Raw genomic sequence first — 16,458 nt, 5'->3', positions numbered from 1 at the left:
TGTGTCCGCTGACAGGCTGTTCTGCACTCCCTGCTAAAGTTTGCGACAGAACCATCTCATGTGGGGTCTCGTCGAAATTGCGTACCGCCAGCCGCTCATAACACGTGCCCTGCCAGAGAAACCGCGTCCGGCGCATGTGGATGCGATCATGCGCAATCAGACAGCGACCGGTTTCGTCATTAAGATCGGGATTCGTCAGATCGCAGGTCAGCGTGGCGTTATCGTCGCGCAATGTGGACGAGAGCAGAATGGGCCGCTCTCCCCCGATGGTCAGATAGTAATGCGAGAGATACCTGGTGTCGTGATGGAACAGGCCCTCGGGGCTGCCCGGCCCCGAGAGCACATCGCCATTGTGATCGAACACGGCGAAGGTATCGCCGTGCTTCAGGGTTCGTGGCCGCCGTTCCTGCAAGGAGGCTGCCGCCGGGATGAAGAATTGCGCCGGCGGCGCGACCAGTTGCGACGCACGCAAGCCCGTTTGTTGCAGCGCCTCGGTCATCTTATTCTCCTTTGTTCTCATTCCGCTGCATGCAGGACCTGAGCCCCTTGGCCCCCGAGCATATGCGGGAGCGGCATCGTAACAGCCTCGACGCCCGGCAACCCACGATAGATTTCGACATAGTCGCGCGCCATGCGGTCCGCAGTGAAGCGTTCTTCGAACGTCTCGCGCACGATTCGTCTGCTGATTCGGTTCAGTTTCCCCACAGCTGCGGCGGCATCTTCCAGAGAATTCACTACATAGCCAGTCAGCCCAGGCTCTACGATCTCCGGCACGGAGCCATTCGCCCATGCGATCACCGGCGTGCCGCAAGCCATAGCTTCGATCATCACGAGACCGAAAGGTTCAGGCCAGTCGACAGGGAACAACAGCGCCCGCGCGTTCCCGAGAAAATCTGCTTTTTGTTCTTCGTTAATTTCCCCAATGAACTCGACATTGTCATGGACATCGACCATCGGTGCTATGATCTCGTCCCAATACTTGCGATCCGCTTCGCCGATCTTAGCAGCAATTTTCAGTGGCAACCCCGCTCGCACCGCTATCTCGATGGCGCGGTCCGGCCGTTTCTCCGGCGAAATCCGCCCAAGAAAGGCAAGATAGTCCCCCTTCGGAGATTTGGTGAAGGGCAGCAGAGTCTTGGGAAGTCCGTGATAGACGGTCCCTGCCCAGTTCACGAAGGGCAGCGGACGGCGCTGGTCGTCCGAGATAGAAACGAGCGGATAGTTTGGGAACGTCGCGTAGAAGGGCCGGAGATCGGGGCCATCGAGCCTCCCATGCATGGTCGTCACCATACGGTCGGCAAATGCCCGCGCCATAGGATAGTGCAGGAAGTCGATGTGAAAATGCAGCACGTCGAATTCATCGGCCCGCAAGCGGACTTCCTCCAGCATGGCGACATGCCACGGCAGCGAGTTCTTCACGTTCGGATCGAGCCGGAGCGCTTCCTTGCTGCACGGGACCAGGTGGGCCTTGGTCCGGCTGTCGCCGCTGGCGAACAGCGTGACTTCATGGCCCTGCCTGACCAGTTCCTCGGTGAGATAGGAGACGATCCTTTCTGTTCCCCCATAGAGACGCGGCGGGCAACTTTCTTCTAGCGGTGCGATCTGTGCGATCTTCATCGGCAAAACCTCCTCTTCTGAGCGAAGCCTCAACAATGGACGCGAGAAGGTCGTCTACGATCACCCCGCCTGGGCATGACCGCCGGATGTGGCATCTCGAATTCGGACAGTCGTGATACAAGATCACTGCCATCCGCCGGACCATGGTGCCGGAACGCGAGATGGCCTTGCCCGGCAAAACCTCCTGCGCAAAACAGCGATGTCAGATAGCAGGGAACCCCTGCAAAAAGTTCAGTTAGAAATCGACTTTGGAGTTTCAACCCCTACGACGCGCAAATAATAATATGCGAAGCAGGCAACTGCTGAGGCAGATTCTAAACTCCGTTGCGAAAACTTCCCTACCTGCGCGATCGCGGCATTGAGCACGTGGTGATGGCGGACTGGCGACTGACTTCTGCGTTGCCTTTTCGGCCCTCGATGCCGCCGCGCTGGGGTTCAAGTTCACGCTCATTGCGGACGCCTGCCGCGGCATCGATCCGGCTGGCGTTGCTGCCCAGGTGAAGGCAATGAAGGACGCTGGCGTCATTCTCGCTTGAGCCGATAATCACATGTTCTTAGCGCCCGCTCTTGGTGTGCGCGCTAAGCCAGCTGCTGGCCCCTCGCGGTGCCTGACACCGGCGGCTGTGCGCAGGTAGCGGACCAAGCTCCGTAGAGTTCATTTCCCGAAAACTGCCGTTCACGCGGAGCGCAGCGATCGGCCTCTCCGAGCCCATGTTGCCGGTTCGTCAGCGTGCAGCGAACGACCATTTTTGGCGCAGCTGCGAGCAGTGTGGCGCAGGTTCAGCGCAGAACAAACTTCGGCGCCAAGTATAGCAACGCTAAATAGATAACTTGGTTTGACTCTTTTTGGCCAAACTGGGACAGGTCCGACTTACGCGGCGGGACCTATCAAGTCTGTTCTGCGGGGGGGAGCGATCCTCGCGCCCCGATACGCCGCTGGGAGAAGCCAGTGCGAAGCCATCAACTCAATAAGATCCAGACCTCCAGCTGTGATGAAGAACCGATCCATATTCCTGGCTCGATCCAGCCTCATGGGCTCATGTTAATTGCCGACAGCCAATCCGGGAGGGTCTGTGGGGGTGCGGGCGACCTAGAGGGACGACTTGCGGATAGTTGGCTCGGCAGTGACTTGGCAAACCTCCTTTCCAGACCTTTGCCTCCGATAGCTGAGATGGACGCCAACCGCGCCGGCACGCCTGTCGTGCTAGGGCCGGTTGAGGGGCGTCACGAGATATTTCTGGCATCAATGCACCGCTCGGGAAACTGGCTTCTCGTTGAACTTGAGCCGCAGGACCAAGAGATTGTGCCGGCTCATACAGTTCTGGCTGAGTTGGAGCGGGCTGAAACCGTTTTCGAAGGAGAGCAAGAGCTTACAGCGCTCGCCGATAGAGCCGCCCGTGAGTTTCGGCGCCTTACGGGGTACGATCGCGTCATGATCTATCAGTTCCTCGAGGATGGAACAGGTACAGTTATCGCAGAGGCGAAAGACGCAGACCTGCATTCCTTCCTGAACCATCGTTTTCCGGCCTCCGATATTCCACGCCAAGCGAGAGAGCTTTACGTTAGGAACCGCGTTCGCGTCATACCGGACGCGCTCTATTCCCCGGCAGCAATCCGCGGGGGCGCCCCGGGACTAGGTGAGATAGACCTTTCGGATTGTGCGTTGAGAAGCGTGTCGCCTGTTCACCTTACGTATCTCGCAAACATGAAAGTGCGGGCATCAGCATCGGTCTCCATCGTAAAGGACGGCGAGCTCTGGGGGCTGGTGGCCTGTCATGATCTAGAAGCCAAGCCCATCCCTCTCGGAACTCGCTTGGCAGCTCGCAATCTTGCCGGAAGCTTTTCGCGACAGGTATCTGCCATGGAAGATACCCAATCCTACCGAGAGCGCCTTGGACAACGAAACGCGCAGGAAAGCATTCTGAGAGACCTCGGGTCCTCCCAAGATCTTGCCTCGCTGCTTTCAAGGTCCGGCAGCATGCTGCGAAAGGCGCTCAATGCGGACGGCTTGATCGTTGTGCATGGCGACAAGGATATATTCACGGACGGCCATACTCCTCCTGCCCACAAGATTTCTCGGCTGATCTATTGGGCGAGCGAGTCATCCCCGCTAAGCACGGTGCATACTGATCGCCTGCCTGAACTTCTGCCGGAGTTCGAGGAGCACCGGAGTATCGCCAGCGGCATCGTCTATGCCCGTATCGACATCGATAAGCCGATGCACTTTCTTTGGCTAAGGGCTGAGCAGCTTCAGCGGGTCGAATGGGCGGGTAACCCGCACAAGTCAGACGCCACCGGTCCTAGCTCAGCACTCACACCCAGAGGGTCGTTCGATGCATGGACCGAAACTGTCCGGGGCCGCTCTCATCCGTGGACCAGGGGGCAGATCGAGACTGCAACGCGGATATCCAAGTCGGTCGGCGAAGCACACCAACACTTGCGGACACGAGCTTTGAACAGCGATCTTACACTGGCGCTCCGGGACAACCAAATCCTGCTTCAGCAGAAGGACGACGTGCTCCTCGAAGCCAATCACCGGATTCAGAATTCGCTGGCTCTCGTTGGTGCTTTCCTGCGTATGCAGCTACGATCCTCGGACGACCGCCCTGCGGCCGAAGTTATCTCGGAGGCGCAGCGCAGGATTAACGCAATCGGCCTGGTTCACCGTCGGCTCCATCAACCGGATAGTGCGCAGCGCGTCGATCTCGCGCGCTACCTTCAGGAGCTGGTAGAGGACATGATGCAGACGGGTGACTCAAACTGGATCGATGATTTCTCATTCGATCTGTTCCCGGTGGATGTCTCATCGGGGACAGCGGTCGGGGTCGGACTGATCCTCAACGAGCTTGTGACGAATGTTCAGAAATATGCTTATGGCGGATCACCCGGCCCGGTGAAAATCACGCTGCGCCCTGCGGGTGACGGATTTAAGCTGACCGTCGATGATCGCGGCATCGGAAAAGACGGAAGTGTGCGTGGTGGGGGTTTTGGCACGGCGATCATGAAGGCCATGGTTCAACGAATAGAGGCCACCATTTCGGAGAAGGACAACAAGCCAGGGCTGAGTACGACTATCTTAGCCGCGACAGGGGCGATCGGGCTGGACAAAACGTTGGCAGATGAGTGACGAAGCTCCCAGCTCAGCACTGCGAGCCGCATAGGGCGGCAGCCCGTGTTCAAAAACCACCGTTTCTGCCGCGCACCGAAAGCTGCCGTTCGTCGAAGGTCGGCTTCGTCCGCTGAGTGATCCCTCCATGCTCATGGCGTGAAGGTCCGCTTCGTTGGACAAGGCGTCTTGGGGCGAACGGCAAAAAAGGGCTGGGAGCGGACGAATGCATCCGCAGCGAAGCTCCGGCTCGATCGCAGTCAGTTGGGCTCGGAGGGGCCGGTCGCTGCGCTCCGTCTGAACGGCAGGTTTCGAAAAACGAACTCAGCGGAGCCAGGTCCGCTTCCTGCGCGCTGCTGCCCGAACCGAACACCGCATGCGACCGGAGCCCGCTCTAAACCAGTGCGCGACCAGATTTCTGGACCGGCCGAATGAAGCTCTTCGCAACCGCCCTTCCCCCGCACTGGAATCGCATAAGCGCCAATAGGTTGAAGCCGAAGTCTGGGGAGCTCCATTCCCAACCCTTCAATCGGACATTCTGGCAAAAGGCGGTGGAGCGGTTTCTCCATCCGCCGGTGATATGCGCGCATGGCGCAGCTTTTGCCGCCGCGCTATGGGTCTGCCATGACACGTAAAGAAACCCAGTCCGCGCGCATTGCGCGGGTGCTCGCGGATCGGATCATCTCGGGGGCCATTCCGCCCGGCGCCCGGCTTCGGCAAGACCATATCGCCGTCGAATTCCAGGCCAGCCATGTACCCGTCCGAGAGGCCTTCCGTGCACTGGAGGCGCAGGGGCTTGCCGAGGGCGAGCTGCGCCGGGGATACCGCGTAACAGATTTCGATGTTGCCGAGCTGCGAGAGGTGGCGGAGATGCGGGCCAGTCTCGAAGTGTTGGCGCTGCGCAATGCCGCGCCCAAAATGACTCGCGCGATCCTTGCCGAGGCTGATGCGGTCACGCGGCAGGGCGACCGCGCCTGCAACGTCCGAGACTGGGAGGCCGCGAACCGGCATTTCCACAGACTCATCCTGTCGCCCTGTCAGATGCCGCGTCTGCTGCGCAGCATCGATGACCTGCATGCCGCCAGCGCACGTTTCCTCTTCGCCGCTTGGCGACGGGACTGGGAGGCGCGCACCGATCATGACCATCGGGCCATCCTCGAGGCGCTGCGAAAGGGGCAGGTCGACTTGGCCTGCGCCGTCCTAGCGCGGCACGTCGGCTGGATCGGCAAGCGCAAGACGGCGAGAAAAAATTCCATTATTACCGACACATACGATATTTCTGGGTAATTATCTATAATCTGAGTTGTTTCGAAACCGCTCTTTGCTCGAGTTTGATGATCATCATCTAACCACCCGAGGAGAGCCTTTCGATGACATCCCTGACACCCGCGCACGCGCATGGACTACCTCTCTGGCGCAGCCTCGCGTTTGCCCTTGCCGGCGCCGCGCTGATCACGATTGGGGCCAAGGTCCAGGTCCCATTCTGGCCGGTTCCGATGACCCTGCACACGTTGGCGATCTGCCTCGTCGCGGCAGGGCTGGGGCCGCGGCTCGGCCTTGCTGCCATGACTGCTTATCTCGGTGCGGGCTCGCTAGGGCTGCCGGTTTTTTCGGGCACACCGGAGCGTGGCATCGGTCTCGCCTACATGGCGGGCCCCACCGGAGGTTACCTTGCCGGATTCCTGCTTGCGACGCCGCTCATCGGCACACTAGCACGGGGCCGTGGCTGGCTCGGCACGGCCTCGGCGATGATCGCAGGCCTTGCCCTCGTCTATGCCGTTGGCCTCGCCTGGCTCGCGCTCTTCATCCCGGCCCCAAAACTGCTCACAGCCGGCCTCACACCGTTCCTGCTGGGTGATGTCTTGAAGATCGCGCTGGCCGCGACGCTGATTTCACGCGCGTCCCGCCTGAAAGGACGCCCAGCATGATCCGCACGGATTGGACCATGGCAGAGGCGCGTGCGATCCATGCCCTCCCCTTACCCGAGATAATAGCTCAGGCGCAGGCCGCGCACCGTGCCCATTTCGACCCCACCGAGATCGAGACCGCCAGCCTTTTGTCGATCAAGACCGGCGGCTGCCCGGAGGATTGCGGCTACTGCGCGCAGTCGGCGCACTACGACACTGGCGTGAAGGCAAGTAAACTGATGGGCAAAGAGGCTGTTCTTGCCGCCGCACAGCGGGCCAAGGACGCCGGGGCGCAGCGCTTCTGCATGGGGGCGGCATGGCGAAGCCCCAAGGACCGTGATATGGATCATCTTTACGAGATGGTTCAGGAGGTGGCCGAGCTGGGACTCGAGACCTGCATGACGCTGGGTATGCTAAACCCGGATCAGGTAACGCGGCTGAAGGAAGCCGGGCTCGATTTCTACAACCACAACATCGACACTTCGCCAAACTACTACGCGCAGATCGCCACGACTCGCACAATGGACGACCGGCTTGAGACCTTGGCTCATGTCCGCAAGGGCGGGATCCGGGTCTGCTGCGGTGGCATCCTCGGGATGGGCGAGGCGGAAGAGGATAGGATTGCTATGCTGGTCACGCTCGCCACACTGCCCGAGCACCCTCAGAGCGTTCCGGTGAACCTGTGGAATGCCGTCGACGGCGTGCCGGTCCAAGAGCGCGCCGAGACAATTGATCCCTTCGCCCTGGTCCGCGCTGTGGCTCTGGCGCGCATCCTGATGCCAGCCTCGGTTGTGCGGCTCTCGGCCGGGCGCACCGGGATGAGCGATGAGTTGCAAGCGCTGTGCTTTTTAGCGGGCGCAAACTCGATCTTCGTGGGGGAGCAATTGCTAACCACCGAAAATCCATCCGCTAGCCAGGACGCCGCGCTGTTCGCGCGTCTCGGCATGCGCACTGCAAAAATCGTGCCGAAAAGCTCGCCAAGTGAAACTGGTGACACTGCACTTTCGTCACAACCTGTATGAGGAACTTGTCGGGCCCTCAAGGCCCGCCAACACTAATCGCCGCCGGCCTCGAAACTACTACAGCAGCCCCTCACCATACGCCGAAGCAGTGCTCGGCCCTGCCCTACGTCCCAAATCATTTTGCAGTTTAAGATATTTATTCTGTCTGCACTTTCGCGGACGAACTTCGTGCCCTGTTTCAGTAGTTCATTTGCGCCGAGAGTGTTCAGGAGGCATGCACAGTTCCCCAACGCTGGACCGCCAGAAGCTGCAATTTCACGGCTGCTTCACGATGACGGCCTGATAGCGCCATCTGGGATGCGGCTCCGTACCCAACGCAGATTGGGCTGCGCGAGGCGGCCGAATGTTGAGAGCTCAAGGGTAGTTGCAACAAGCTCCGCTTTCTCAGTTTCGCCATTGCCTTTCTGAAGGCTTCTACCGTTGTGCGCAGGCTTCACAGCCTTGGCACCGGCGGAACCATCGCCGCCAAGTGCCCGTTGGACCGGAAACCCCAGCACCCGCAGGAGCGATTTCATGGACAGGCTTCCAGCCGACGATCACCGCGCCGAAACGCAGGATCCGGACACGCCCTTCGACAAACATCCGGCGGGCGGATGGGGCTCGCTCCGGGGCGTGGCGCGCATCGCTGGCGAGACCGGGCTGCCGACTGTGGCGACCAAAGTTCTTGCCAAACTCAACAAGCCCGGCGGGGTCATGTGCTCGTCCTGCGCGTGGGCCAAGCCCACCAAACCCAACACATTCGAGTTCTGCGAAAATGGCGCGAAGGCTACGCTCTGGGAGCTTGATCGCAACCGCGCGGGGGCTGAGTTCTTTGCGCAACACAGCGTCGAGGATCTGCGCGGCTGGCACGACCACGATCTCGAGAAATCCGGGCGGCTCACCGAGCCGCTGCGCTATGAACCCGCGCTCGATAAGTATGTTCCGGTCAGCTGGGGCGAGGCCTTTACCGAGATCGGCCGTGAGCTGCGCGGTATGCCCCCGGAAAAGGCGGTGTTCTATGCGTCGGGTCACGCGGGACTGGAGGCCTCTTATCTTTACGCCCTTTTCGCGCGCGCCATGGGGCATCAGAACCTCCCGCAAAGCTCGAATATGTGCCACGAGACCACGAGCGTGAACCTGCAGAACTTTATCGGTACGCCCGTGGGCACCTGCACGCTCGAGGATTTCGAGCATTGCGACACGATCTTCTTTTTCGGCCAGAACACCGGCACCAACAGCCCCCGCTTCCTGCATGTGCTGAAAGAGGCCGTGGAGCGCGGCTGCCGGATCGTCACCTTCAACCCGGTGCGCGAACGCGGACTGATCGAGTTCACTGACCCGCAAAGCCCCAAGCAGATGACCCTCGGTAAGCCGACGCAGATCTCGGAGAAATACTACCAGCTGCGCCCCGGCGGAGACATCGCGGTGATCGCGGGGCTGATGAAATGCGTGCTCGAGGCCGAAGACGCCGCGCCTGGCACAGTGCTCGACCAAGACTTCATCGAGGCGCATACCACCGGCTTTGCCGAGACCCAGCTGGCGGTGCGCGCCGCCGATTGGGCCGAGATCGAGCGCCACTCTGGACTGACCGAGGCGATGATCCGCGAGGCGGCGGAGGTCTATCTCTCGGCCAGGAACGCAATCGGCATCTATGGCATGGGTATGACCCAGCATGTGAACGGCTGGCTGAATCTCGGGATGCTGTGTAACCTACTGATGATACGAGGTAATATCGGCAAGCTTGGAGCTGGCATCTCGCCGGTGCGCGGCCATTCAAATGTGCAGGGCCAGCGCACCGTGGGCATCGGTGAGAAATCGTCCCATATGCCCGCTGACAAGCTGCGCGATCTTTTCGGGATCGAGGCCCCCACCCGCGAGGGGCTTAACGCAGTGCACGCCTGCGAGGGTATTTTGGATGGCAGCGTCGAGGCAATGATCTCACTCGGTGGCAACCTGATCCGGGCCCTACCCGACCGCGAGCGCATGGAGGCGGCTTGGCCTAGCCTGCGGCTGACGGTGCACGTGTCAACCAAGCTCAACCGCTCGCATCTGGTGCCCGGAGAGGTCAGCTACATCCTGCCCTGCCTTGGCCGAACCGACCGTGACATTCAGGTGACCGGCCCGCAGGCTGTGTCCATGGAGGATACCTTCTCGCATATCTACGGCTCAATTGGCGGCGCCGAACCCCCCTCGGAACACGTACGCTCGGAACTGGCCATCGTCGCTGGCATGGCCAAGGCGACGCTGCCGGAAGACCCACGGCTCGACTGGGACGGCTGGACGGCAAACTATGATCTGGTGCGCGACCTGATCGCCCGCACGTTCCCGGATGATTTTGCTGATTTCAACGAAAGGCTGATGCAGCCCGGCGGCTTTTACCGCGGTAATCCGGCGCGCGATCGGGTCTGGAAGACGGAAAGCGGCAAGGCCCAATTCACGCCCCCGACCACGCTTTCGGCGCTCGGCGCGGCCCCTCTGGACGAGGAGGTGATGACGCTGATCACCCTGCGCTCAAACGATCAGTTCAACACCACGATCTACGGTTTTTCCGATCGGCTGCGAGGGCTGAGTGGCGCACGTGAGATCGTCATGATCAATCGCCGCGAGATGCGGCGGCTCGGGCTGACCGAGGGCCGGAAGGTGTCGCTTGTAACCGCCATCGAAGATGGGGTGACGCGGCGGGTAGAGGGCTTTGCCGTCACGCCCTACGATCTGCCCGACGGCTGCATCGCGGGCTATTACCCCGAGCTTAATCCACTAGTGCCGCTCGCTTATCACGAGAAGAACTCGCAGACCCCCGCTTATAAGGGCACGCCGGTGAGGATCGTCGCATGAGCCTGCACCAGCCCCTGACCGGCACGCGCCCTGCCTTGTCGCCGCTGATCGAGGAAACTCCGGTGGCGCTGACCTGCGATGGCAGCACGCTGGCGGTGATGATGGCCACCCCCGACGATCTGAAGGATTTCGCGCTCGGCTTCGCCCTGACCGAAGGCATCCTTCACCGTCCGGACGAGCTGCGCGAGCTGGAGATCGTGCATCACGCCGACGGGATGGAAGCGCGCATGTGGCTGGCCCCTGAAGCGTCGAGCCGGGTGATGAGCCGCCAGCGCGCCATGGTCGGTCCGGTGGGCTGCGGGCTGTGCGGTATCGACAGCCTCGCCAAGGTCGCGCGCGAGCTACCCACGCTGCCTGAGGGTCCGCGCTTCGACGCTGCCGAGCTTGCCGAGGCGCCGGACCAACTGCGCGACCACCAGCCCCGGCATGACCGCACCCGCGCCTGCCACGCCGCGGGCTTTTTGGTGCCGGGGCGCGGCATTGCCTTGGCACGCGAGGACGTGGGGCGGCACAACGCGCTGGACAAGCTCGCCGGGGCTCTTTGCCGTGCCGGGCTTGACCCGGCGCAGGGTGCGGTAGTGATCTCGTCGCGGGTTTCCGCCGAGATGGTCCAGAAAACCGTTGCCATCGGGGCGACGGCCCTCGTCGCGCCCTCCGCCGCCACCGACTATGCGCTGCGCATCGCTCAGTCGGTCGGGCTCACGCTTGTTGCCCGAGGAAGCACGCGCGAGCCTTCCTTTCTAGTTGGAAGTGCTAGGGTCGACTGGCGGTGATGCCCCCGACGTAGGTGATGCATGGTACGTTTACGTTTCGGGAACCGTGTCGCCACGCTGGGGTGGGCAGCGAACGGGCAGGACCGCGCAGCAACCCGGCGGCCCAGATAGGAGAGCCTGATGAAAGACAGGTCCAACGGCAAGACGCAACCTAAACGCGGCGAAAATCCGGCCATTTCGGTCCGTCTGAGCGCTACCTGCTAGGCACCACTTAGTGTTTAGGTTGACGCTTGTCGCCCTGCAGGCCTCATCAGGATTGGCTATATCGCGAGGCAGCGGGTCACGCAGGCCTTCACGCCTCTGCACTCCGCATCGCAATACCACTCGGTTCGTTTTCCCGGCACGAGTGACAGGCCGCACAAGCCTAAGAAATCTTTTGCAAAAAAGGAACACTCGGCAGCCACGCGGCGTTGGGCTGTAGCAACTTTAGAAATTATGGAGATGACAATGCGCCATCTAGGATTGCATGCCCTTGCCTTCGTGATGATCGGCGGTGCCGCCGCGGCCCAGACGATGGACATCAGTAACCTGAGCTCGATCGACGATGCGGACATAATGACCGCCGAAGGCGACAAGGTCGGCGAGGTTGAGGAAATCCTGGTCGACAAGTCGGGCACCCCGGTTGCCGCCGTAATCGAGGTCGGTGGGTTCTTAGATATCGGCGACGAAGACGTGGTCATTATGCTCGAGGACATGACCTACGAAGACGGCGACTTCACCACCCAGCTCTCCGAAGGACAGCTCGAAAGTTTGCCAGTCTGGGACGACTGATGCCCCGCCGCGCGCCTTCTGGCGCGCGGCTTTTTCACGCCCGACACGGCATGCCTGAACCATCTGCCCGAACCTGCGCTCGCTTAGGCAATGGCCCCGCCACCCCGCTTGTTTCGATATTGGAGAATTAAATTGGAATCCGTACAGGCCAACATCACGGCGCTCGATATTGCGGTCATCGTCGGTTATCTTCTGGTGGTGCTGGTCATCGGCATATGGGTCTCGGTGCGCACCAAAACTGGAGAAGACCTCTTTCTCGGCGGACGTTCTCTGGCTTGGGGCGCTATCGGCTTTTCGCTGTTCGCCTCCAACATCTCCACAACCACAATCATCGGGCTGACCGGCTCGGCCTATGCGACCGGCATAGCCAGTTCGGCCTTCGAATGGATGTCGGGCATCCCGTTGCTTATGCTCGCCTTCATTTTCGCGCCTCTCTACCTCAAGGCCAAGGTCACTACGACACCCGAGTGGCTCGACTGCCGCTATTCGCGTCGCGTGCGCCTGTATTTCTCTGCACTGACCATCTTCTTCACCGTCGTCGTGGAAACAGCAGGCGGCCTTTACGCCGGCGGCGTGGTGCTGACTACGTTCTTCCCCGACGTGCCACTTTGGGCCAGTTGCCTCGCAATCGGCATGTTCGCCGGCGGTTACGCGGCCTCTGGCGGCCTCAAGGCGGTGGTATACACCGACGTTCTGCAGGCGATCATCCTCCTAGTCGGGTGCTCAATCACCGCCTTTCTTATGTTCCGCTCGCTCGATTTTTCCTGGACCGCGGTGCGCGACGCACTTCCCGAGGGCCACCTCGACTTGGTTAAGCCGATAGACGACCCGAGCCTGCCCTGGCCAGGCCTGTTCCTCGGGGTCTGGATGCTCGGCTTCTGGTATTGGGTCACCAACCAATACGTCGTGCAGAGGGTGCTCGGCGCGCGCAGCCTGCAGGACGCGCAGCGCGGGGCGCTGCTCGGCGGGCTGCTCAAATGCGTGCCGCTCTTTATCATGGTGCTACCGGGCGCGATGGCGGTGCCTCTGTTGCCTGATTTGCCCGAACAGGACATGGTGTTCCCCGTGATGATCACGCAAATCCTACCGGCCGGTCTGACAGGGCTCGTCCTCGCGGGGCTGGTCGCGGCGATCATGTCCACGGTCGACTCCACGCTCAATAGCTCCTCGACGCTGGTGGTGCATGACTTCATCACCAAGCCCGCAGAATCGGTCGAGCCGACGATGGCCCGCAAGTACGGCAGTATCTGCACACTGGTGTTCATGATCATGGCGGTGCTCGTCGCGCCCCTCATCCAGTACGCAGGTGGTATCTGGTCCTACCTGCAACAGGCCTTTTCGATCATCGTACCGCCCATCGTGGCGATCTATTTCCTCGGCGCGGTCAGCCGCCGTGTGAGCGAGCGCTCGGCCTTCGCAACGCTCATCACCATGCATGCGCTGGGAGTGGTGCTGTTTGCTCTAGGGCAGACCGGTGTCTGGCCGCTGCACTACACCGTCACTGCCGGGGTGATGACCATCGCCTCCTGCCTGCTGCATCTTAGCCTCTCGGCAACTGTCTACCCGTCCCGCGAAGCGCCCGAGGAAATGCTCATTTGGAAGCCCGCCGCGGCGTTTTCTAAGGCGGATGGCACGACATCGGGATTGCTCGACGTACGCCTGTGGGGGCTGGTGCTGCTAGCCATGATGGCCGCAATTCTCTTCGCCTTCTGGTAGACCTCTTGGGGGGCGCGCGTGATCGTGGAGCACGCTGACTAAGTCGGCAGGCTCTCTCTGCGTTGCCCCAAGACAGCTCCAGTCCCAAGATTCGACATTCATTTCATTAACGGTCCTGCGACGGTCGTCCAGTCTCACTGCGAGTAACGCCAGAGCTCGCAGTTCTCAGATTAGGCTATGCGCGCCATCGCAAGGCCCCTATCAATCTAGAAGTGCTACTGACCTGCTGTGTCTGCGACTACTGCCACGGCGACGCCATTGAATGGTTCGCTTGGTCAGTCAGCCTAAATGCGGTCGAACAGCTGGATGACTTCCTGGCTTCCTCGGGCGAATGCCTGTTTGGGATGCGAACCTTTGCTTTCAATCTGCGCGTACTCGCGCCAGTCGTCCCGCTGGAAAGAATGCCACAACTGTTCGAGGTCAGCGCGTTTTTCGACTGCCAAGGCTCGATGGGTTTGGCTCAGGGGGCTGAAGCGCGTGCGAACTTGTTCCTCTCGAAATTGTTCTGAGAGGTGCCCATAGGTGTTGCTGACTGTGATCGTATTCGCGTGTCCTAGCTGCTTCGCGACAATCTCCAAAGGAACTCCGGCTCGGACCAGATCGCTCGCATAAGTGTGGCGTAGGCCATGAAAGACAAAAGCCTTGGGAAGGCCCGCTTCCGAAACTGCCCGTCTGAAAAGCCCACTATGTTGACGCTTCCAGACCTTCCCCATGTCGGAACTAAAGACACGGTCGCGGTCCTGCTTTCCCTTACAACAAGAGAGAAAGAAGGCCATGCCTTCGTCAGGTAGAAAGACAAACCTTGCCGCACCTCTCTTGAAAGCTCCGATCCTGATCCCGAAGCCCTGCTGGCCGACATCTTCGACACGCAGCGAGCCCAATTCACCCACACGGCAGCCCGTGTAGAGCGCCGCGAGAACTAGTTTGCTCAGAGCGGGCGTACATGCATCAAGCAACCTCCGGCACTCTTCGCGGGTCAGAAATATGGTTCGCGGAGAATGCGCGACCGGAATTCGATGGAGGCAGCGCCAAGGTCGCTCCGACTGGATGCGGCTGCTGTCCCACGCGTGCCGACAGGCCATCCGCAAGATGCTGAGCAGCGAGTTGAACGTCCTCTTTCGTCTGCGCAGCACATCGACGGACAGTTCCTGCACCTCTTCGCGCGATGAGTATGGCATGAAGCCAAAACGCGGCGGCGTTTCGATCACCTGTTTGGCGAGAGCGAGAACGTCAGTCGCGTCAAAGTCTTCTAGGGGCAAATGCGCAAAGCTTGGAACCAAATGGTAGTTGATAAGGATAAGGTTATTGTAATGACCGCCGGGAGAGCGCGCCAAGCGAGTCCAGTCTGTGTAGTCGCGAAGAGCATGGCCCACCGTGTAAACATCCCCGATGGGGCATATGCTGATTTCTCGGGTCCTGCCGGTTGGCTTCGGTTCATTCGAGATTCTCTGCACTTCGGACTGCGCGAACCAAGCGAAGGCACGCTCCACAGCAAGAGCAAAGGTAACCTGCCCGCGCCCAAGGTTTAAGGCGGGTCCTAAGCATTTCTGAATGTAGCGCTTGTCCTTGGTCAGAATACGAGCAGTCCAGTTGCAAGTGCGGCCGTCCGGCCGATGAATCCCAAGGTGCCTACATTTGAGAAGAGAATGCCAATATGGCGTCTCTCGATACCGCAGGTCGGTGATGGCCGATTCGTCGGCAAACGGACACTCTTTGATCGCGTCGCGGGCCATAAACGGAATCTGCTCGGGCGAGTTCGGCGGAAACGTCATGCGGACCCTCCTTTGGCCACCTGCCGGCCAAAAGAATCCTACGTAGCCTTGGCACTACCGTCTCGCCAGAAAACGACAAATCTGCCGCCCAATTTCGGTAAAGGAGCCGACTTCTGAGTCACTTTGGCGAGAGCTTCTCCTGTTCTTCGGCGCGCTGCGAGCCCTCCGAAACATCCTTTTCCTCCACGCGCTCAAGAAAAAAACTTCTCGCCGTTTCGGTAAGTCCGTACCGGCTAATGTAGTCCGACACTACGTCGCCCAGAGACACAGTTTTCGTCATCATGGCGCTCCTTTCTCTCGGCACATCATACAAATGAAATGCTGAATGAAAGGTTAAGGCTGCGCATCAATGCGACGCCCCGCAAATACCTGGACTACCGAATGCCTGCCTAAGGTCTTCAAGGCCAAGCTCGCCGATCTCCAGAACTGACTTATGTGGAGTAGAAAATCAGACTTTGCGGTCAGACGTGAGTTCACGACCTGAGCCAGACAAATCAGCGCCATCCCAGGAAGCCTGAAAGCCCCATGACAAAGCAAAATGCTTAGCCGTGAAATTGGGTCTGCCACATCTTTATCCTCGTACGGCGCTGCGCAGTTCTACCAGCCCGCGCTCCATCAACTCCTCGGCTCCGGCCCTGTCCGAGGCCTCGACGTAGAGCCGCAATTCCGGCGCGTTGCCCGAGGGGCGGACATGGACGATGCGGCCATCGGGCAGCGTCATGCGCACACCGTCGGTGAGATCGCAGCCCGCCTCCTCGGCGCCGAGCCGCGACAGGAACTCCGCCCGCGCGCCCGCGTCCTCGCGCAGCTTTGCCACGAAGGGCTGCGAGGCTTCTTGCGGCACCTCCTGCAGCCGATCGGCCATGGTCACCACCGACGGCTCTTGCGCCACCCGCTCCGAAACCGTGCCCTCCCCGGCGGCGATCAGCACCGTGATCAGCGGCAGCATGCAATCGCGCG

The 16,458-nt window shown here is 60.6% G+C and carries 13 protein-coding genes and 1 pseudogene; 9 read left to right on the top strand and 5 right to left on the bottom strand.

Annotated elements, in window-relative coordinates; genetic code table 11:
* Together G0A00_RS25210 and G0A00_RS25205 are read right to left on the bottom strand one after the other, a co-directional pair.
* On the bottom strand, positions 1-499 hold a 499-nt coding region (locus tag G0A00_RS25210), incomplete at its 3' end, for a glycogen debranching N-terminal domain-containing protein (protein WP_203595512.1).
* Positions 500-516: 17 nt separating this feature from the next.
* On the bottom strand, positions 517-1,617 hold the full coding sequence (locus tag G0A00_RS25205) for a glycosyltransferase family 4 protein (RefSeq protein ID WP_164185385.1): 1,101 nt from the start codon (positions 1,615-1,617) through the stop codon (positions 517-519).
* Between the two features lie 380 nt (positions 1,618-1,997).
* On the opposite strand from G0A00_RS25205, the gene G0A00_RS25200 reads away from it, so the two are divergent.
* The 9 genes from G0A00_RS25200 (at position 1,998) to G0A00_RS25160 (ending at position 13,726) form a co-directional block, all read left to right on the top strand.
* The gene (locus tag G0A00_RS25200; protein ID WP_164185387.1) at positions 1,998-2,153 is read left to right on the top strand and encodes an isochorismatase family protein; all 156 of its coding nucleotides are present in this window, start codon (positions 1,998-2,000) and stop codon (positions 2,151-2,153) included.
* A gap of 413 nt (positions 2,154-2,566) precedes the next feature.
* Positions 2,567-4,744, top strand: coding sequence for a histidine kinase dimerization/phosphoacceptor domain -containing protein (locus tag G0A00_RS26930; RefSeq protein ID WP_164214284.1), 2,178 nt, complete (start codon positions 2,567-2,569; stop codon positions 4,742-4,744).
* 603 nt (positions 4,745-5,347) lie between these two features.
* A complete protein-coding gene (locus G0A00_RS25190; RefSeq protein WP_164185334.1) occupies positions 5,348-6,010 on the top strand; it encodes a GntR family transcriptional regulator in 663 nt (220 codons plus the stop codon).
* A gap of 83 nt (positions 6,011-6,093) precedes the next feature.
* Positions 6,094-6,651: a biotin transporter BioY gene (locus G0A00_RS25185; protein ID WP_164185324.1), complete on the top strand. Its 558-nt coding sequence runs from the start codon at positions 6,094-6,096 to the stop codon at positions 6,649-6,651.
* Positions 6,648-7,652: a biotin synthase BioB gene (bioB, locus tag G0A00_RS25180; protein WP_164185325.1), complete on the top strand. Its 1,005-nt coding sequence runs from the start codon at positions 6,648-6,650 to the stop codon at positions 7,650-7,652. The genes G0A00_RS25185 and bioB overlap by 4 nt, the downstream gene beginning before the upstream one ends.
* A 513-nt stretch (positions 7,653-8,165) precedes the next feature.
* The gene (locus G0A00_RS25175; RefSeq protein ID WP_164185326.1) at positions 8,166-10,466 is read left to right on the top strand and encodes an FdhF/YdeP family oxidoreductase; all 2,301 of its coding nucleotides are present in this window, start codon (positions 8,166-8,168) and stop codon (positions 10,464-10,466) included.
* A complete protein-coding gene (fdhD, locus tag G0A00_RS25170) occupies positions 10,463-11,239 on the top strand; it encodes a formate dehydrogenase accessory sulfurtransferase FdhD (protein ID WP_164185327.1) in 777 nt (258 codons plus the stop codon). The genes G0A00_RS25175 and fdhD overlap by 4 nt, the downstream gene beginning before the upstream one ends.
* A 447-nt stretch (positions 11,240-11,686) precedes the next feature.
* On the top strand, positions 11,687-12,010 hold the full coding sequence (locus G0A00_RS25165; protein ID WP_164185328.1) for a PRC-barrel domain-containing protein: 324 nt from the start codon (positions 11,687-11,689) through the stop codon (positions 12,008-12,010).
* A gap of 132 nt (positions 12,011-12,142) precedes the next feature.
* The gene (locus tag G0A00_RS25160; protein WP_235953356.1) at positions 12,143-13,726 is read left to right on the top strand and encodes a sodium/solute symporter; all 1,584 of its coding nucleotides are present in this window, start codon (positions 12,143-12,145) and stop codon (positions 13,724-13,726) included.
* Positions 13,727-14,010: 284 nt separating this feature from the next.
* Here G0A00_RS25160 and G0A00_RS25155 read toward each other — a convergent pair whose 3' ends face one another.
* The 3 genes and pseudogenes from G0A00_RS25155 to G0A00_RS25145 form a co-directional block, all read right to left on the bottom strand.
* Positions 14,011-15,498 (bottom strand): tyrosine-type recombinase/integrase, encoded by a 1,488-nt coding sequence (locus G0A00_RS25155; protein ID WP_164185332.1) that lies wholly within the window; start codon positions 15,496-15,498, stop codon positions 14,011-14,013.
* A 118-nt stretch (positions 15,499-15,616) separates the two neighbouring features.
* Complete coding sequence (locus G0A00_RS25150; protein ID WP_164185333.1) at positions 15,617-15,781, bottom strand: hypothetical protein; 165 nt, start codon at positions 15,779-15,781, stop codon at positions 15,617-15,619.
* A 288-nt stretch (positions 15,782-16,069) separates the two neighbouring features.
* Positions 16,070-16,458, bottom strand: a pseudogene (locus tag G0A00_RS25145) (phosphomannomutase); the annotation flags it as partial.

The organism is Salipiger sp. PrR002, assembly GCF_010500775.1.
GTDB lineage: Bacteria > Pseudomonadota > Alphaproteobacteria > Rhodobacterales > Rhodobacteraceae > Salipiger.
Note: the sequence above shows the minus strand (reverse complement) of the source record. Positions and strands in the feature narration are given on the sequence as shown.